The organism is Klebsiella sp. CB_Kp196 (genome assembly GCF_040061575.1).
Lineage (GTDB): Bacteria > Pseudomonadota > Gammaproteobacteria > Enterobacterales > Enterobacteriaceae > Klebsiella > Klebsiella michiganensis.
The window spans coordinates 118,289-137,974 of the sequence record NZ_JBEAFH010000032.1 but is presented as its reverse complement, the minus strand read 5'-3'; the positions used below and the strand labels follow the sequence as shown (position 1 = coordinate 137,974).

The 19,686-nt window shown below is 37.4% G+C and carries 16 protein-coding genes; all 16 read left to right on the top strand.

Annotated elements, in window-relative coordinates; genetic code table 11:
- Positions 1-81: 81 nt before the first annotated feature.
- The 16 genes from galF (at position 82) to ABLU87_RS06300 (ending at position 19,399) form a co-directional block, all read left to right on the top strand.
- Positions 82-978, top strand: a complete 897-nt coding sequence (gene galF, locus ABLU87_RS06375) for a UTP--glucose-1-phosphate uridylyltransferase GalF (RefSeq protein WP_016946203.1) — start codon at positions 82-84, stop codon at positions 976-978.
- A gap of 474 nt (positions 979-1,452) precedes the next feature.
- Positions 1,453-2,082 carry a phosphatase PAP2 family protein gene (locus ABLU87_RS06370; protein WP_103814556.1) on the top strand — a complete coding sequence of 210 codons (630 nt, stop codon included), beginning with the start codon at positions 1,453-1,455 and terminating at the stop codon, positions 2,080-2,082.
- A 1,001-nt stretch (positions 2,083-3,083) separates the two neighbouring features.
- Positions 3,084-4,517, top strand: coding sequence for a capsule assembly Wzi family protein (locus ABLU87_RS06365; RefSeq protein WP_348865933.1), 1,434 nt, complete (start codon positions 3,084-3,086; stop codon positions 4,515-4,517).
- Between the two features lie 128 nt (positions 4,518-4,645).
- The gene (locus tag ABLU87_RS06360; protein ID WP_103814553.1) at positions 4,646-5,785 is read left to right on the top strand and encodes a polysaccharide export protein; all 1,140 of its coding nucleotides are present in this window, start codon (positions 4,646-4,648) and stop codon (positions 5,783-5,785) included.
- The gene (locus tag ABLU87_RS06355; RefSeq protein WP_103814551.1) at positions 5,785-6,219 is read left to right on the top strand and encodes a protein tyrosine phosphatase; all 435 of its coding nucleotides are present in this window, start codon (positions 5,785-5,787) and stop codon (positions 6,217-6,219) included. Before ABLU87_RS06360 ends, ABLU87_RS06355 begins: the two co-directional genes overlap by 1 nt.
- A gap of 16 nt (positions 6,220-6,235) precedes the next feature.
- Positions 6,236-8,392, top strand: a complete 2,157-nt coding sequence (locus ABLU87_RS06350) for a polysaccharide biosynthesis tyrosine autokinase (protein WP_103814549.1) — start codon at positions 6,236-6,238, stop codon at positions 8,390-8,392.
- A gap of 94 nt (positions 8,393-8,486) precedes the next feature.
- Positions 8,487-9,917 (top strand): undecaprenyl-phosphate galactose phosphotransferase WbaP, encoded by a 1,431-nt coding sequence (wbaP, locus tag ABLU87_RS06345; RefSeq protein ID WP_103814547.1) that lies wholly within the window; start codon positions 8,487-8,489, stop codon positions 9,915-9,917.
- 34 nt (positions 9,918-9,951) lie between these two features.
- Positions 9,952-10,863, top strand: a complete 912-nt coding sequence (locus ABLU87_RS06340; RefSeq protein WP_103814545.1) for a glycosyltransferase — start codon at positions 9,952-9,954, stop codon at positions 10,861-10,863.
- A gap of 117 nt (positions 10,864-10,980) precedes the next feature.
- Entirely contained in the window at positions 10,981-12,039 is a 1,059-nt protein-coding gene (locus ABLU87_RS06335) for a glycosyltransferase family 4 protein (protein WP_133163265.1), read from the top strand.
- A gap of 40 nt (positions 12,040-12,079) precedes the next feature.
- Entirely contained in the window at positions 12,080-13,492 is a 1,413-nt protein-coding gene (locus ABLU87_RS06330; protein ID WP_103814542.1) for a right-handed parallel beta-helix repeat-containing protein, read from the top strand.
- A gap of 24 nt (positions 13,493-13,516) precedes the next feature.
- Entirely contained in the window at positions 13,517-14,401 is an 885-nt protein-coding gene (locus ABLU87_RS06325) for a glycosyltransferase (RefSeq protein WP_103814540.1), read from the top strand.
- A 37-nt stretch (positions 14,402-14,438) separates the two neighbouring features.
- Positions 14,439-15,668, top strand: coding sequence for an EpsG family protein (locus tag ABLU87_RS06320; RefSeq protein WP_103814538.1), 1,230 nt, complete (start codon positions 14,439-14,441; stop codon positions 15,666-15,668).
- A gap of 113 nt (positions 15,669-15,781) precedes the next feature.
- Positions 15,782-16,822, top strand: coding sequence for a glycosyltransferase 61 family protein (locus tag ABLU87_RS06315; RefSeq protein WP_227633054.1), 1,041 nt, complete (start codon positions 15,782-15,784; stop codon positions 16,820-16,822).
- A 3-nt stretch (positions 16,823-16,825) separates the two neighbouring features.
- Positions 16,826-17,656 (top strand): hypothetical protein, encoded by an 831-nt coding sequence (locus ABLU87_RS06310; protein WP_103814534.1) that lies wholly within the window; start codon positions 16,826-16,828, stop codon positions 17,654-17,656.
- Positions 17,657-17,742: 86 nt separating this feature from the next.
- Positions 17,743-19,176: a lipopolysaccharide biosynthesis protein gene (locus tag ABLU87_RS06305; RefSeq protein ID WP_103814532.1), complete on the top strand. Its 1,434-nt coding sequence runs from the start codon at positions 17,743-17,745 to the stop codon at positions 19,174-19,176.
- Between the two features lie 16 nt (positions 19,177-19,192).
- Positions 19,193-19,399 (top strand): hypothetical protein, encoded by a 207-nt coding sequence (locus tag ABLU87_RS06300; protein ID WP_103814530.1) that lies wholly within the window; start codon positions 19,193-19,195, stop codon positions 19,397-19,399.
- Positions 19,400-19,686: the final 287 nt, after the last annotated feature.

Genomic DNA, 19,686 nt, shown 5'->3' with positions numbered 1-19,686 from the left:
CAAGCGTGTATCATCACTGATAAATGCCAGTGATACATACAAACTGACAGGATCAAAAGGTTTATAACCATACGGGTGGATATGAAAATGGTGAGTTTGAAAGCAGTTATACCGGTAGCAGGATTAGGGATGCATATGTTGCCCGCCACCAAGGCCATTCCGAAAGAGATGTTGCCGATCGTCGACAAGCCAATGGTGCAGTACATTGTTGATGAAATTGTAGCTGCGGGTATCAAGGAAATCGTGCTGGTGACGCATTCATCCAAGAATGCCGTAGAAAACCATTTCGACACCTCCTACGAACTGGAAGCATTGCTTGAACAACGCGTAAAACGTCAGCTTCTGGCGGAGGTGCAGGCTATCTGTCCTCCTGGCGTAACGATCATGAACGTGCGTCAGGGCCAGCAGCTGGGCTTAGGTCACTCCATTTTGTGCGCGCGCCCGCTGATTGGCGATAACCCGTTTGTGGTGGTGCTCCCGGATATCATTCTGGACGACGCCAGCGCCGACCCTCTGCGCTATAACCTTGCCGCGATGGTGGCGCGTTTCAATGAAACGGGTCGTAGCCAGGTACTGGCCAAACGGATGGAAGGCGATCTCTCCGAGTATTCCGTTATCCAGACTAAGGACGCTCTTGAATCGGCGGGGCAGGTTGCCCGTATCGTTGAGTTCATCGAAAAACCTGATGAACCGCAAACCCTGGATTCCGACCTGATGGCGGTAGGGCGCTATGTCCTCTCTGCCGATGTATGGGCTGAACTGGAGCGTACCGAGCCGGGTGCCTGGGGACGTATCCAGTTAACGGATGCCATCGCCGAGCTGGCGAAAAAACAGTCGGTCGATGCGATGTTAATGACTGGCGACAGCTATGACTGCGGCAAAAAAATGGGCTATATGCAGGCTTTTGTAAGCTACGGGCTGCGTAACCATAAAGAAGGGGCAAAATTCCGCGAGAGTATTAAGAAGCTACTGGCGTAGTTTTCGCGTCAGTGCTTATTAGCGCGTGAGAGTGAACGGTCCGAATTATCTGATGACGAAAAGAGGATTCGAGGCCGTTCACAACGTCAGATTCACAATATCAGATACTGCGCGTAGAACTGGTTAATGTCCCTATAAATACAATGAGTTAGCTGATTTAATTGTTATAGTGTATCGCTTTTGAACGCAGCAAATGTTCGGAGACTTCTGGTAGTCGAATAAGACGTAGCATGATGAAATGGTCAGACAAGCAAAATTTACTCTTTGCTGATAATTACTTACTAAGATTTTTCTTAAGTAAGCGGCCCTTAGTCAAGGTGTAACATGAAAATAAAACTTGACTGAGATCATGTTTGCGCATTAAACAACGGTAGCGTGTGCATATTAATGTGAACTTAACGATTGCATATGCCCACACAAATGTCGCGGGAAAGGCGTTGCGAACTGGAGAGATCGTCAAAGGATGAAAGATAAATGAACTGGCAGGTTGTCACTTTTTTTGGCGATAGCACCGTACTGTTACCCAGTGCGGCAGTATTGTTTATCGTGCTTTTTCTGCGAAAAGATTCAAAGCAGCTGGCCTGGCACTGGGCGCTGCTGTTTGGCATAACCGGCGCAATTGTCTGCGCATCAAAACTGGCATTTATGGGTTGGGGTATTGGGATTCGCGAGCTGGACTTCACTGGCTTTAGCGGGCACACCGCATTATCTTCAGCTTTCTGGCCAATCCTCTTATGGCTGCTGTGCGCGCGTGCTACACCAGCTCTTCGTTTTACTGCTGTCGTAGTGGGTTATGCTCTGGCCGGACTGGTTGGCTACTCCCGACTGATGGTCCACGCACATTCAACTTCTGAAGTCATTGCCGGCTTACTGCTGGGAGCCGCAGGCAGCGCAATTTTTCTGCTGCTACAGTCACGCGTTCGCGCCACTCATACAGCGCGGTTATCCTTTGGCAGTCTGGCGAGCATGGTGATTATCCCGGCGCTTCTGCTGAATACGGGGGCGAAGGCGCCAACCCAATCTTTGCTGAACGAGATTGCGGTGAAGATTGGCCCACTGGAAAAACCTTTTACCCGAGCCGATCTGCATAAGCGATTTTACTGATTCAGACAAACGTGGAAAAGATGAAGGATTCAGAAAGAATCATGTCGTGTTCACATTGTATGCAATATGAAATTTATGATGAAAGTGTCAGTAGCGGCGATATTTCATATCCATGAAATAAATTTGTGATGGGTCATTCTGCGCAATAATTAGCGCAATGATAATCAGCCAGGATGTTTCCTAAATAAGTTTTCTGGCTAAATATCGAATTTATTAATGATAACAACAGCGTGGCATACTTCTTTTTACTATCAATTTTTGTAGTTGACTAACTATAATTAACTTGAAGCTAAGTCAACACACTTTTTGTGGTGAAAAAGGCAATAAAATCATAAAGTTGAGATTATTCAGTTGCTTTGTACTGGTTCCATTTTTACGTGAAGAGCAGAAAACAATAGCGTTATCGGCAATTGGTTCGTGGCGCTGGCAACGTAACTGATAATGTGAGATTACGCTCCCAATTGAGGGTAGAATCTCGTAAACTTATGGCCGCGAAATTGTTTGCTTTGATGGATTAATCGCCGATTTATCGGAATCTACGATCGAATTTACAGGGAAAGAAGTACAGTGCATTGGTAGCTGTTAAGCCAAGGGCGGTAGCGTACCTGCGACCAGGCCTTTTCTCTATATCACATCTCATTTTATGCGACAGAAATTCCTAAAGTGGACTCCATGCAGGTGATTCTCTTCGCAACCTGTATATACTAGCGAGTTGTCATCAAATCAGGACGTATTCGTCTTGAGGCGGGCAGATAAACTGCGGGTATGAGGTGCGATGGAATAGCCTTCAATAACAATTTCGCATACATTGTGTACTGCAGGTAGCCTGCGAGTAGAAAACGAGCTTTAGCACGGCGTTCCGATCGGCATGCTTTCGTTTTCTCGGGCCAATACCTGTAGACCAAACATAGCAAAGGTTGGCGTCAGAGGGCGCTGCATCTATCAGTGTTCCCCTTGTCGCGCCAGCTTGCGAAAACGGGGCTTTAAATGGATCTTGTACAATGATAAAAATTGCGCGAATCGCACTCGCATTAGGGCTGCTTACTTCTGCCAGCTCACTTGCCTATGCCTCCGGGTTAGTGATGAATGACAACGAACTGCGCAACGATCTGGCGTGGCTCTCCGATCGAGGCGTTATTCATCTCAGCCTGTCGACCTGGCCGCTGAGCCAGGAAGAGATTAACCGGGCCCTTAAGAAGGCAAAACCCTCTTACTCTTCCGAACAGGTTGTTCTGGCGCGAATCAACCAGCGCCTCGACTCTTTAAAAGCGGATTTTCGGGTGAGCGGCTATACCTCAACGGATAAGCCCGGAACGCCGCAGGGCTTTGGTCAGAATCAGCCTGCGGATAGCTCTTTATCATTAGCCTTTAATAACAGCGGCGAATGGTGGGATGTGCACCTGCAGGGCAACGTTGAAGGTGACGAACGCATCAGCAACGGTTCACGTTTTAATGCTAACGGCGCCTATGGCGCGGTTAAGTTCTGGAACCAGTGGCTCTCATTTGGTCAGATGCCGCAGTGGTGGGGGCCGGGTTATGAAGGCAGCCTGATCCGCGGTGATGCGATGCGGCCAATGACCGGCGTTTTAATGCAGCGTGCTGAACAGGCCGCACCGGAAACCTGGTGGCTGCGCTGGATTGGCCCGTGGCAGTATCAGATTTCCGCCAGTCAGATGAATCAATATACCGCCGTACCGCATACCAAAATTATCGGCGGGCGTCTGACGTTTGCTCCTTTCCAGTCCCTTGAACTGGGCGCATCTCGCATTATGCAGTGGGGCGGGGAGGGGAGACCGGAGTCGTTTAGCAGCTTCTGGGATGGTTTTACGGGTAAAGATAACACCGGTACAGCGAATGAACCGGGTAACCAGCTAGCGGGTTTTGATTTTAAATTTAAGCTAGAGCCTACACTTGGCTGGCCGATTAGTTTCTATGGGCAGATGATTGGTGAAGATGAGGCCGGCTATCTTCCATCGGCAAATATGTACCTTGGTGGAGTTGAGGGGCACCACGGTTGGGGTAAAGATGCCGTCAACTGGTATGTGGAAGCACATGACACCCGATCCAACATGGACCGCCTGAACTACAGCTATAACCACCATATTTATACCGACGGGTATTACCAGCAGGGTTATCCGCTGGGTGACGCAATGGGGGGAGATGGTCAATTGTATGCCGGTAAGGTTGAATTGGTGACAGAAGATAATCAACGTTGGAGCGCACGCCTGGCCTATGCCAAGGTCAATCCAATAAGTCAGTCGATTAATAAAGCCTTCCCGCAATCGGATACTCTGAAAGGAGTGCAGTTGGGCTGGAGCGGGGATGTGTATAAATCAGTGCGTTTAAATACTTCCCTCTGGTACACCGATGCTGATAACAGTGATAGCGACGACGTCGGTGCCAGTGCCGGGATTGAAATACCATTTAATTTATAGCCTGGCTATAGCGAATTCAGGAAGCCGGATGACTATACGTTAGTGCTGGCTTCAGCTGTCTGTGAAGAGATAGAAACGCGCGGTAGTTTGGGAATGAGCCACTTTTAGTTTACTGATGATGTGACATTATGAAGAAAAAAATTGTTAGATTTTCTGCATTGGCATTAGCGATAGGGTTTTTATCGGGCTGTACAATCCTGCCGGGCCAGGGTCTGAATAGCCTTCGTAAGAATGTAGTTGAACTACCTGATAGTGATTATGATTTGGATAAGCTGGTCAATGTTTATCCAATGACACCTGGTCTTATTGATCAATTACGTCCGGAAACTGTACTGGCTCGTCCAAATCCTGCATTGGATAATTTGCTCAGCAGCTACGAATATCGTATTGGTGTTGGCGATGTGCTGATGGTTACTGTATGGGATCACCCAGAGCTGACTACCCCTGCAGGACAGTATCGTAGTGCAAGTGATACCGGCAACTGGGTAAATTCAGATGGCACAATTTTCTACCCGTACATTGGTAAGGTTCAGGTTGCAGGAAAAACACTAAGTCAAGTGCGTCAGGATATTGCGAGTCGTCTGACAACTTATATCGAGAGCCCTCAGGTAGATGTCAGCATCGCCGCATTTCGTTCTCAGAAAGCATATGTAACAGGAGAGGTTGCTAAGTCTGGCCAGCAGCCGATAACTAATATTCCGCTGACGGTTATGGATGCAATTAATTCTGCTGGAGGGTTAGCCGAGGATGCAGACTGGCGGAATGTTGTCTTAACTCACAATGGTAAAGACATCAAAATTTCCTTATATGCTCTAATGCAAAAGGGTGATCTAACCCAGAATCATTTGCTTTATCCGGGTGATATTTTGTTCGTGCCTCGCAATGATGATCTAAAAGTATTTGTCATGGGCGAAGTCGTTAAACAAACCACAATGAAAATGGATCGTAGCGGTATGACATTAGCTGAAGCATTAGGTAATGCTGAAGGAATTTCTCAGGAGATGAGTGACGCTACTGGTATTTTTGTGATTAGACAGTTGAAAGGCAATACAAACGGTAAGATTGCTGATATTTACCAATTAAATGCTCAGGATGCATCTGCAATGGTGTTAGGTACTGAGTTCCATTTACAGCCATATGATATTGTTTATGTTACTACAGCACCATTGGTTCGTTGGAATCGCGTGATTTCGCAACTGGTACCAACTATTACAGGTGTGCATGATATGACAGAGACAGCTCGCTATATTAAGAGATGGCCAAATTAATGTTTAATTCAATATTAGTTATCTGCACTGGTAATATATGCCGTTCACCTATTGGAGAGCGTTTGTTACAAAAATACTTGCCAGGAATGACCATAACATCAGCAGGTGTCGGAGCACTAATTGACCATGCTGCTGATGCATCTGCTGTACGAGTCGCAGAAGCGCATGATCTTTCCTTGGAAAATCATCAAGGCAAACAATTTACACCATCTTTGGGTCGTAAATATGATTTACTACTCGTTATGGAAAAAGAACATTTAGAGCAAGTGACTCGTATAGCACCTGAAGCTCGCGGGAAGGTTATGTTGCTTGGTCATTGGTTGGGGGAAAAAGAAATTCCTGATCCTTACCGGAAAAGTGACGAAGCATTTGAATTAGTGTATCAATTAATTGACCAGAGCTGTAAGAGTTGGGTCACAAAATTGGGTAGATAATCTCAGGATACAAGGTATGACATCAGTAATGAATAATAAACCTTCGCCAGTTGAATCTGATGATATTGACTTAGGTCGTTTAATTGGTGAGTTAATCGATCATCGAAAATTAATAGTCGCAATAACTGCGGGCTTTACTGTAATTGCAGTGTTTTATGCTTTGTTAGCAACTCCAATCTACCAAGCAAATGCTTTGATACAGGTTGAACAGAAGCAAGGTAACACGATTTTAAGTAATCTAAGTCAAATATTACCTGATAGCCAACCTCAGTCAGCTCCTGAAATGTCATTACTACAGTCCAGAATGATATTAGGGAAGACGGTTGATGACTTAGGTTTACAAACGCATATTAGACAGAAATTTTTCCCGCTAGTAGGTAAAGGGATAGCGCGGATAATGGGGAGTAAATTCGGTAATGTTGAAATAAAAAATCTTTATTTACATGAGAATAATGAGGGTGAAATCCCTGAGATTACTTTAACTATAATTGATAAAGACACTTATGAAGTTGAAGGTGATGGGGTAAAATTTCGTGGTAAAGTTGGGCAACTAATTGAAAAAAATGGAAATTCGATATTAGTTACAGCTATTGACGCTGAACCAGGCAGCCGTTTCATTGTAAATTATATGACGCGCCTTAAGGCAATGAATATACTTCAAAGTGCTTTTGGCGTTGCCGATCAAGGGAAAGATACTGGAATGTTAACATTAACAATGACAGGTGATGACCCAGATCAAATAACAAAAATATTAGATAGCATAAGTCAGAACTATCTAGCTCAAAACGTTGCTAGGCAAGCTGCACAAGATGCAAAAAGTTTAGATTTCCTTAATGAGCAGTTGCCTAAAGTTAGAACAGATCTAGATCTTGCCGAAGACAAGCTTAATGCATATCGTAAGCAAAGAGATTCTGTTGACTTAACGATGGAAGCTAAATCAGTATTAGATCAGATAGTAAATGTTGATAATCAGCTGAATGAAATAACATTTCGAGAAGCTGAAATATCTCAGTTATATACAAAAGAGCATCCAACATACAAAGCCTTAATGGAAAAACGGCAAACCCTGCAAAATGAAAAATCAAAACTTAATAAAAGAGTTAGTTCGATGCCATCAACGCAGCAAGAGGTTTTGCGGTTAAGCCGAGATGTAGAGTCAGGTAGGGCTGTTTATCTTCAATTGCTTAATCGTCAACAAGAGTTGAATATCTCAAAATCCAGTGCTATTGGTAATGTTAGAATTATAGATAATGCAGTAAGCGAGCCAAAACCTATTAAGCCTAATAAACCATTGGTTGTTGCTATAGGCTTTATCTTGGGATTATTATTCTCCGTAGGGTTAGTTTTATTACGCGTCTTCCTGAGACGGGGTATTGAATCTCCTGAACAGTTAGAAGACATGGGGATTAATGTCTATGCGAGTGTTCCGGTTTCTGAGTGGTTAAGTAAAAACCTTGGTAAAAATAAGCTGAATAAAAAAGAGTCTGATATATTATTAGCTGTTGAGAATCCAGCAGATTTATCGGTGGAAGCTATTCGAGGGCTTCGTACAAGTCTTCACTTTGCTATGATGGAGGCGAAAAATAATATTCTGATGATTTCTGGTGCAAGTCCTAATGCCGGTAAAACATTTATCAGTACTAATTTAGCAGCCACAATAGCACTGACTGGCAAAAAGGTATTATTTATTGATGCCGATTTGCGAAAAGGGTATGTTCATAAAATGTTTGGTGGTAAAAATGAGCATGGCTTATCAGATGTTCTTTCAGGGCAAGTCTCATTAGAAAATACAATTAAAAAATTTAAGGATGGTGGTTTTGATTATATAGGTCGCGGGGCTATTCCTCCAAACCCAGCAGAGCTATTAATGCATCCACGGTTTGAAAGCTTATTAAAGCAGGTAAGTCAAGAGTACGAATTGGTTATCATTGATACACCACCAATTCTTGCAGTAACTGACGCAGCTATTATTGGACGCTATGCTGGAACAACACTATTAGTTGCAAGATTTGAAGTCAATACACCTAAAGAGTTGATGGTAAGTGTAAAACGTTTCGATCAAAGTGGTATTACAATAAAAGGATGTATACTTAATGGTGTAGTCAAAAAAGCCAGCAGCTATTACGGTTATGGTTATAATCATTATGGATATTCATACGAAGAAAAAAAATAAAATTTGACTAAAACAGGCTCGGATTTATGAGCCTGTAATTTATTACCCGTAAATATGATTATGACAAATTTGTCTAAACAAGGCAGAGGGATCTATGACGCATTTGACGAAAAATATCGGCTGCACTATAGCCTTAGCCTTATCTGATTTTATCAGCTTTGTGCTTTCGCTTTATTTGGCGCTTGGTATACTTTCAGTATCGATGAATAATTTTAACGAGCGAGTACCTGGTAGTCAGGTTGATTCGTGGATCGTGTTGCATCTTTTGTTAGGATTGTGCTGTATTGCGTGGTATGGCATTCGTCTAAGACACTATTTTTATCGGAAAACATTTTGGTATGAGCTGAAAGAAATTTTACGAACATTAATTATCTTTGCAGTTATTGAAATGGCAATAATGGCTTTTGCAAAATGGTATTTTTCGCGATATGTATGGCTTCTCACTTGGTTGTTGGCTGTATTATTAGTACCTCTTGCAAGAATTGGGACAAAGTGGATACTCAATAAACTGGGTTTTTGGTTAAGAGATACGTGGATAATTGGAAATGGTAAAAACGCCATAGAGGCTTATAAAGCTATTTATAGTGAAAAGAACTTAGGGTTAAAAATCATCGGGTTTATCGATAGTAGTCATGATGATCAACATGGGATAAGTGATATAAATGGCATTTCCATAACAAAGACAGATCTAAATTGGTTAAATTCTGTAGACAAAAGAACGCAATTTATTGTAGCTGTTGAGTCAAATCAAAGTGAGATCCGTAATAATTGGCTTCGCGAATTTATGATTAAAGGCTATAGATATGTCTCTGTTATTCCTACATTGAGAGGAGTTCCACTTGATAGTACAGATATGTCATTTATTTTTAGTCATGAAGTTATGATCTTTCGTGTACAACATAACTTAGCTAAATTATCATCTAGGATAATAAAGCGTATTTTTGATATCTTTGGCTCATTATCTATTATTTTACTATTATCACCCCTGCTTTTATACATTTCATATAAAGTTAAGAAAGATGGTGGTCCAGCGATTTATGGTCATGAAAGAGTTGGTAAAAATGGCAGATCGTTTAAATGCCTCAAATTTCGTTCGATGGTTGTGAATTCGAAAGAAGTCCTTGAGAATTTACTTGTAACGGATGTGGCGGCAAGGAATGAATGGGAACTAACGTTTAAATTAAAAAAAGATCCACGTATTACAAACATTGGTGAACTTCTTAGACGAACTAGCTTGGATGAGTTGCCCCAGCTTTTTAATGTGCTAAAGGGTGAAATGAGTTTGGTGGGGCCCAGGCCTATAATTACCGCAGAGTTGGAACGCTATAATGACGAAGTTGCATACTATTTATTGAGTAAGCCTGGAATGACTGGACTTTGGCAAGTGAGTGGGCGGAGTGATGTGGATTACGATACTCGCGTATATTTAGATGCTTGGTATGTCAAAAACTGGTCTATGTGGAATGATATCGCCATACTTTTCAAAACCATTACTGTGGTATTGAAGAAAGATGGCGCATATTAATAATATAAAAATTGCTTCATAAAGAGTATTCGATATGAATTATTATGTCGCTATACCATCCTATAATGGTGGTGGTATTTGGAAGAAAGTTGTTTCGGAAATAAAGAAAAATGCACCAACTAATACTTTTGTTCATGTAATTGATTCATCTAGTACCGATGATACCGCCGCAGTTGCAAGAGATGCTGGTTTTGATATTGTGACTATTGGAGGTCATGAATTTAATCATGGTGGCACACGAAATCTTGCTGTTTATAAATTCATTAATAAATATGATATAGTGATTTTCCTTACACAAGATGCAATTCCGGAGCCTGGGTTTATTGATAATATTATTACAGTTTTAAAAGATCCAAGCATCGCCTGTGCGTACGGTTGTCAACTACCACACATTGATGCCAATCCCATTGCAGCCCATGCAAGGTATTTTAATTATCCCAGTAAAAGCTATATATGTGGAAATGATGATGTGCCTAAAATGGGATTGAAATCGGTATTTATGTCGAACTCATTTTCAGCTTACAGATTGTCAGTATTTGTGGAAATAGGTGGGTTTCCTTCGAATACAATTCTATGCGAAGACATGTTTTTTGCAGCAAAAGCATTGTTACACGGATATAAAGTAGCGTATGTAGCTGATGCGAAAGTACGGCATTCGCATAATTATACACCAATAGAGGAATTTAAACGGTATTTTGATATTGGTGTTTTTCATGTATGCGAACCATGGATTCGAAACAACTTTGGAGGAGCTGGCGGGGAAGGTAAAAAATTTATCATATCTGAGTTATCTTTTCTATTGAATAAAAGTCCTTTGTGGATTCCACTTGCAATTATTAACAATTCTATGAAAATACTAGGTTATAAGTTAGGTCAGAAATATAAATATTTACCACATCGCTGGCTTAAATTTTTAAGTATGCACAAAAAATATTGGAATCAATAATATCCCATAGTTTTTATAAATTTTTTTTGGTGTTCAAAATTAATCTTTAATGTAAAATAGATTATTTAAATTTATTTAATTAAATCATGTTCAAAATGTCAGGGGTGTGAGGTTTCTTTGAAAAAAATAAAATTACTTTACCTTCTTCCGGATTTAAGTAACGCCGGACCAGTAAATATGTGCCTAAGTTTAATTAAAGGTTTAGATTTAAATATTTATTGCGTGCATGTGGCTGCATTGGGTGACGGTGAGTTGATTGATGAGTTTAAAAAATATTCGGAAGTAATAGTTTACTCAAGAAGGCAACCTGTACATTTTGTTAGAAGTATTAAAAAAAATAATTATGATATTATTCATTCCCATACAATTATAGCAGATTTATTTTCACGGATGCTTCCGTCTGGAATAAGAAAGATAACAACCATTCATAATTATCCGGATGTTGATTCGATTTATAGACGTGGGAAAATAATAGGTGGCTTACTGTATTATTTGCAAAGTAAAGCCATTCGACTCTTCTTTAAAGTTGCATGTTCTGATTCCGTTAAGCGATATTGTCAATCTCAGTTGAAGATGGACAATATTGTTGCAATACCTAATGGAGTTCCTTCAAGTCAGCTTAGTTTGCGCCCTTTCAAAAGTGATGTAACACATTTCTACTATTTAGGAAGCTTGTCGCGTAGAAAAAATGTGGTCGAATTAATTAGCGGCTTTACTGAATGGTGTCTACATAAAAATGCCGTGTTAAATTTAATTGGTGATGGGGAATTATTTAACGAGCTTTCTAGTAACTTCGCAAGTAATAACGTTATTTTTTACGGGAAAATAACTCATCCAGAAGAAATTGTAATTAATTTTGATTGTTTCGTTTCATCGTCTAGAGCAGAAGGTATGCCTCTTGCTCTTTTAGAGGGGCTAAGTTTGGGGAAATCATACATATGCTCAAATATAGAACCTCATAGTGAGGTGTATCAAGCTGATGGAGGAGGAGCTGGGGTTCTGTATGAACTAGGTAATAAAAAATCTTTAATCAATGCCTTTGAGTGGTATTATTCTAACCAGCATAAAGTACTATTATCAGAAAGAGCAAGGCAATGCTTTGATACGCATTATGATATGAAAATCATGTCTCAGCGTTATGATATTTTATATAAACAAAAGCATCAAAAATATTAAATGTCTTTTTGCTAATTTTTGATTTTATGCAGGAGGTGATATGGATGATAGTAGACGACTCTTACTGAAAACTTTTTTGTATTCTTTATTAGCAAATAAAACCTCCATTTTAGGTTCAGCCAGAGCTTCAGAACCACAAGTAGAGGCTAAAGATTGGATATGCCCCGAGGATTTTGGTGCAAAAGGCAATGGTAGGGATGATGACAGCGCATCTGTTAAAGAATGTATAGAGTTTGGGATCCAGGAAAATAAAAATATTCGTTTTTTAAAAGCATCAAAATATCTCTTAGATGAAAAAATTACAGTGACAGGGCGGGTAAATATTAATGCAACTGGCGCTACAATAATTAGTGATAGTGATTTTTTAGAGGTGATAGATGGTGCTGGGAGTAAATGGAAGGGCGGCATATTAAGAACAAAAACAACACCATTTACTATTACCTACTCTGAAGATTGGGCTATTAAGCAAAAAGGCAGGCTAGGTAATGGGCGCATGCCATTCGATAATGAAGCAACCAATATCGAACAGACATTTTTGGATCAGAAAATTGGTTGCGCGTTAGTATTTAGAAGCTCAAATGGAGAAGTGCTTGATAGTCTTAAGATCGAAAATGTTACTACCTATTATGGTAACATAATAATTGCAGGTTTTGACAATGTTAGAATTGATGCATGTAAGATTAAAGGGGGGGCGCATATGGGAGGGTGCGCAATCTTGAATGGAACGAGAGACCCCTTACTTTGGGGATATAAGAATAAAATAAATAAATATGAATTCGCTCGAGGCAAAGGGCATCGAATTACCAATAGTATATTTTATGAGTGCCGTAATAACGGGCTTTTTATAAGTGGTTCCGACGATGTTCAAATTGACAATTGTAAGTTTATCGGTAATGGCGAGTCAGGATTTAAGACAGCTCAATATGTAAAAAGAAGTTGGACAAATACAAATTGTTGCTGTAAAAACATGAAAATTTCTAATTGCTATGCTTCCGGACAAGGCTACGATGGGTTTGATCTACAAAATGTCTTCGGCAGTGGTGAATTTATTCACATACCTTCTAACATTTTAGTGTTCAATTGTATTTCTGAGAATAATCGTAGAACAGGATTCATCTCTCAAGGTGGAGGGAATTTTTTTATAAATTGCACTGCTTCAAATAATGGTTCACATGGGTTAGTATCTAAATTTAGTCGTAACGTAAAGATGCTTAGATGTAACGTAACTAATAATCTACAGGTCTTCGATGGCATCGAAATTGGATTGCTTGGACCTGATTGTATTATGGAAGAGTGCGTAGCTAAACATACTCAAGGTAAAGGAAAATATTATCTGATCACTCACGATGTCGTTGATGACAGCATCCATAGGAAAGCTGGGTATTCTATCAAAAATATAGTTGATGATTTTGAAAAATGCAATATAGATAACCGGGTTGTTATAATTAGTTAGTTGGCTTTGTAACGGGAAATTTAAATGAAGAATCCTTTAGTTTCTATATATATACCCACTCATAATCGCTCATGTTTATTGAAGAAAGCTGTCGAGTCGGTGCTGAATCAGTCATATAAAAATATTGAAATTCTAATATGTGATGATGGTTCAACAGATGATACGGAAGAAGTTGTCCAGACTATTATACGTGCTAATTCAAACAAAAGGGTGGTGTATTTAAAAAATGATCAGCCATATGGTGCATGCTATAGTCGCAATAAATGTATAAAAATAGCCAAGGGTGATTATATTACGGGCTTGGATGATGACGATGAATTTACAAAAGATAGAATAGATAGCTTTGTCAGTTATGTTTCAAAAACAAGGAATGAATTTTTAACATCAGGATTGTTGTTTTTTAATGGGGAATTTTATAAGCGAGATAACAGTATTGAAGAGGAAGTCACTCTGAGTGATATGGGGTTTAAAAATGTTATCGGTAATCAAGTATTTGCACCACGCAATATGTTTTTAGAGGTTGGTGGTTTTGATGAGAGTTTTCCTGCCTGGCAAGATTATGATATGTGGTTTAGAATGATTAAAAAATTTGGACCATGTTATAGGCTGGAAAACGCATCATATATAATGAATGTTAGTAGTGAACGGAAGCGTATTACCACGGGAGGAAATGCACATTTAGGTTATATCAAGTTTATTACTAAGCATAAAAATGCACTATCAAATGAACAATTAAAATCACTTTACTTACGTGATATTATTAATAGGAATGACTCTTTATGTCTTAGGGATTTAAATAAATGTCTGTCAAGCAAAACTCTTATTGAGTTGTCAAAATATTTGTTAAGAAAAAAATTCTCCTCATTAGATAGGGTTGTGGCTAAAATAAGAAGTAGAAGAGTGTCATAATTTATCGACAGGTTTTATATTTTCCTTGGTGGATTACATGAATAAGAAATTTGTTATATCATTTTGGTCATTTTTGTTATTATTCATATTGCCTATTTTAGGTTTTTTTACTTCATTTTTGGCATTGAAACCCAATAAAAATAATAATCGTGTTTACTTTATAATGGCACTTTTTTATTTTTTCTTCATGATCAGATATCCGCCATTCTCTGATTCATATTTTAGATATCTTCAATATCAAAGTATTTATTCCTTTTCTGGAGTGTTAAATTCTGGGAATGATATTTTATTTTACTTAACAGCATATTGTGCGAAAAAAGTAGGCGTTGATTTTTTCTTTATTCCGGCTTTATATTCTTTTTTAATGGTATATTTTTCATTGGCTGCATTTGGACTTATTATCACTAAGGAGGTAACTTGTTACAGCGTACGTAAATTCATTTTAGCTCATATAGTGTTTATATCTACATTAAATATCTTAAACTGGGCTGCTGGTATACGGTATGGAATGGCAATGATTTGGATGGTGGCAGGTGTAGTATATTATATCTATAACTCCAGGAAGGTTGGTATTGTGTTAATATGTATGTCAATATTCATGCATTTCTCCATGCTGTTTTTCCTGCCTGTTATTGTATTAAACAATTTATATCAAATTAAAAATAAAAAAATTATTATTCCTGTTTGTATTTTCTTTTATTTGCTTAGTACCGCTGTTTTGCCATTGGTCTTATCAAGTATTAATTTCTGGGGTATAGCGGACCATTCTTCAATTTATGTAGATGGTATGTATGCCAGACAAAATAGCAATTATAATGCGCTATTCTTATCTATGATTGTTTATTTGTTCTTTGGGGTTTTATTGTTGTCTTTTGTATTAGATAAAAACTTTAAATATAAAATAGATAATTTTACAGGAATATCCTGCATGGCTATATTCCTTGCAGCATCTTCTGTCACTGGTTTTGGAAGATTCATTGCGTTATGCAATTTTTTTCTAATCACAAGATTTCTTCTTATAATGTTAGAGAAAAATTATAGTTTAATATCTTTCAGAAATTTGTTTTTAATTTTTTATTGTACTATTAATATTTTTTTGTTCGATATTTATCTTCAAAGAGATCAAATTCTCTTAGCAAAAATGTGGGAAGGCTTATATAAATCACCTGTGACTTTAATAGAATACTCGCAGTCTGATTATAATAAATATTTATATCAAATAAATGCAGATGGGACGTGGATTAAACATGATAGAGATAGTTATTGACAATGTTGTTATTCTATTCATTTCCTCTCGAGTAATATAATATGCTACATAAAAATGAGATTAATTTTAAAGTTTATAATGAAGCAATAGTTCTTCCTTGTAAGAAGAATTACATGCCTAAAAGTTGGGGGGAGGGCGGAGTAATTGATTTTAACCGCGATTTTATTTATGATTCTGGCCTTTATATGAAATGGATCTCTTTCGGAGGTAAATATGAATATGATGAGTCTATTGTTCAATACGAAAACAAGGAGGTCATTTGGTTTGGTTTCTTTTATAAACATTGGGGACATTTTCTCTTAGATTTCTTAAGTAGAATGTGGTATTTAATCGATAATTATAGAGGAGAAGAGATTGTTTATATTAGTCATAATAATATAATTGATTCAAATTATATTGAGTTTTTTAAATTACTAGGTGTCGATGAAGCAAAAATACGGAAAATTACAATACCAACTCGTTTTAAAAAAATAATAATTCCTGAGTTTTCTCGTACAGAAAGTTATTACAATGAACATTATTTGAATTTATTCAAGACTATATCTGAGCGTGTGTTAGCTAAATCAGAAATTGAAACTAAGCGTAGATTTATTGGGAAATCGTTCTATCTTTCAAGATCACTTTTTTCGGATGCATCTAAAAAAGAATTGGGTGAGAAATATATTGAAGAAGCTTTTGTTATGTCTGGCTTTCAATCAATCTCTCCTGAAAAAATGTCATTTAGTGAGCAGATTTTACTCTGGAATCTCGCTGAACGAATCGCCTGTGTCAATGGGACGTTGCCTTTAAATTTTCTATTTGGTAGTAATGAGCTTTCCTTAGTTGTTCTGAATAAAACAAATCTTCCTCATAAAAATTTAGATGATGTGTTAGAAATAAAGAAAAATAAAAACGTTAAGTTTATTGATGTGTATGATGAAAAGTTTGTATGGGCGTCAGAAAATATAGGTGATGGTCCCTTTGTTTTAAAAGTGACACCTTCCTTACAGGAATACCTTGGTTTATATACCTACACAGAAAAGCCATTTCTATCTTTTATTCAAGCATCATATTTTGTTTTTTCGTTTAAGACTCGTATTTTTTTAATAAAAAAAGCAAAGAGCTTAATTAAGAAAATGTTACTGTTGAAACCTCTATCATTTAAAAGAAAATAATTTATGGATAATATATCTATTGTTGTGGTTATTTATGGGAAAGAGTTGATCGATTCTAAGACATTAACATCATTATTAGAATTCGAATTCAAATTTGATTCATTACTTATTTACAATAACGGTCCTGATAGAGTTGAAAAGGATGAGGTGATTTTAACGAAATTGAGAAAAAAATTTGCTTATGTAAATATCGTTGATGATATTACTAATTCTCCCTTGAGTAAAATCTATAATAAATTCCTTAATGGAGTTGAATCTTCATTCTACGTTATTCTTGACGATGATACCGAGATTAATTGTGACTATATGAAATTACTTCAAGTTGATGTTCATAAATATCAATTTGATCTCATAATACCTAAGATTTTATCTTACAATAACGACGAACAGTACTATCCTATTTCAAATGGTATACCTATCAAAACTGATGGCGACATTAGTTCTATGCATAATATTCTCTCAATCAGTTCTGGATTGGTGATTAATAATTCAATATTTTCAAAAATGTTGCTTGGTAAAAATATTTTTGACGAAAGATTTGCTTTTTATGGCGTTGATACTAGTTTCTTCAAAAGAATAACTAGAAATAAGAAAATTAAGATCTGTGTTTCATCATATCTTTTACATTCTTTATCACGGACCGAAGGTTCAGATAATGTATTTAGAAAAAAAGAACGATTATTCGACCTTGCAATCTCTACTAGATGTTATCCAAGTATGTTTAATTATTTCTATTTTATAAAAAAAATAACGATGCTTATTTTTTCCCGTGATTTTAAAATTTTATTTCAGTCAATTAGAGTATTTATTCGAGGCAGACATCCAAAATGTTAAAGTCATTCTCACGCGTTTTCCACGTGTATAATCTCAGACCATTTGGCTTTTTCTTTTCTCTAAAAATTATTAAGTGAGGCCTCTGAATGTCTGTTTTGACAAATGCTAAGTGGAATACTTTCTCTCAGTTTTTTAAAATGTTGGTCCAGCTTGTTAATGTAATTTATCTTGCAAAAATAATCCCACCAGCTGAATATGGTCTTATGGCCATGGCTTTGGTTATAATTAATCTAGGCATTCTTTTACGAGATTTAGGGACGTCGGCCGCAATAATTCAAAGGAAAAGTATTACATTTGAATTAATAAATACTGTTTTTTGGCTAAATGTTTTTATGGGGTTAGTTTTAGCCCTTTTAATAATGATTTCTGCTCCATTTATATCTTCCTTTTATGAGCAGGAGAAGTTATTTCTAGTATTGATCTTATTAAGCCTTACTTTTCCTTTATCAAGCTGCGCTGCTGCACATCTCGCGTTACTAGAAAGAAAATCCCATTTTAAAACTATATCGTTTATTGAAGTGTCCTCTTCTTTAACAGCTGTTATTGTTGCAATAACAATGGCTAATATGGGGTACGGCGTATTTAGCTTGGTTGGCCAAGCAATAGTCCTTAATCTTATGTCCGCTATACAATTCTGGAGAGCTTCAAACTGGCGTCCTTCAATAAAAACATTCATCGATTTTAAAGAATTACGTGGTATTTTTGGATTCAGCGCTAATCTTTCGTTGTTTAATTTTATTAATTATTTTTCAAGAAATGCTGATAGCTTTATTATTGGAAAATATATGTCAGCTACAATTTTAGGGAGTTATAATTTAGCTTATCGATTAATGCTATTCCCTATTCAAACCTTAACATTTGTAGCCAATAGATCATTGTACCCCGTTCTTAGCCGCCATCAAGATAATAATGATTTGATTTCAAGTAATTATTTTAACTGTGTCTTTGTTATCCTAGTTATCACCACTCCGTTAATGAGTGGGCTGGCTTTTTATAGTGTGCCCTTTGTAAGTTTGGTATTTGGAGATAATTGGTTCTTAACTGCTGAAATATTGCGTTGGTTGGCGCCTACAGCTATTATACAAGCAGTGCTAAGTACGACTGGTGCCGTTTTTATGGCAAAAGGACGAACTGATATTCTAATGCGTTTAGGAATATTCGGGACTTTTTTACAAGTTGGCGCTTTTATTATTGGTGCACAATTTGATATAAATACCTTTGCCTTTTGTTATTTTATTGCTAACATCATCAATTTTTTCCCGGTAATGTATCTCCTTTTTAAAGTTATTGAAAGTAGCTTTTTGTCTTTCATTGGTAAAATTTTACCAATCTTTATATCTTCGTTATGTATGCTTATCTTTTTATATGTTCTTAGCGTATTTTATCCGGTTAAAAGCATTGTGAGTTTTGTATTTCTTTTTAGTTTTAGTTTTGCAGGGGCTATATCCTACATTATAATTTTATTTTTGCTTTCTCGGATATTTAGAAGTTTCATTATCTTTAAATTGATAAAAAAATAAACTAAGGTAACAAAATATGAATGAGGTTGTTTTCCTTGTCTTATTATTCTTATCAGTTGCTATGGCTATAATTTTATTGCCTATAATGAATCGTCACTTTACTAAAATTGATATTCCGCGTGGTAGTCGATTCGGTAATATAGATGGGCTGAGAGGGTTTTTGGCAATATTTGTTTTTTTTCATCATTATTATATATTTTATTTTTTGGCGGCTAAGTGGTGAGTGGGTTTCGCCTGGTGTTAGTTTTATAGAAAAATTAGGTGTTGCTTCGGTTAGCTTATTTTTCATGATAACTGTTTTTTATTTCTTAATAAGATATCAGGTGGGGATATAGACTTGAGGAAATTGTTTGTTTCACGTTTCTTCAGGATAATGCCGTTGTATTTACTTGTCTTATTAATTACCGTTTTTTATTCTTTTTTGATTTTCGAATTCCATCTTCATACTTCAGTGCCCATTCTTATTAAAGATGTGGTTAAATGGTTTTTATTTATCGGTGACGAAATAAA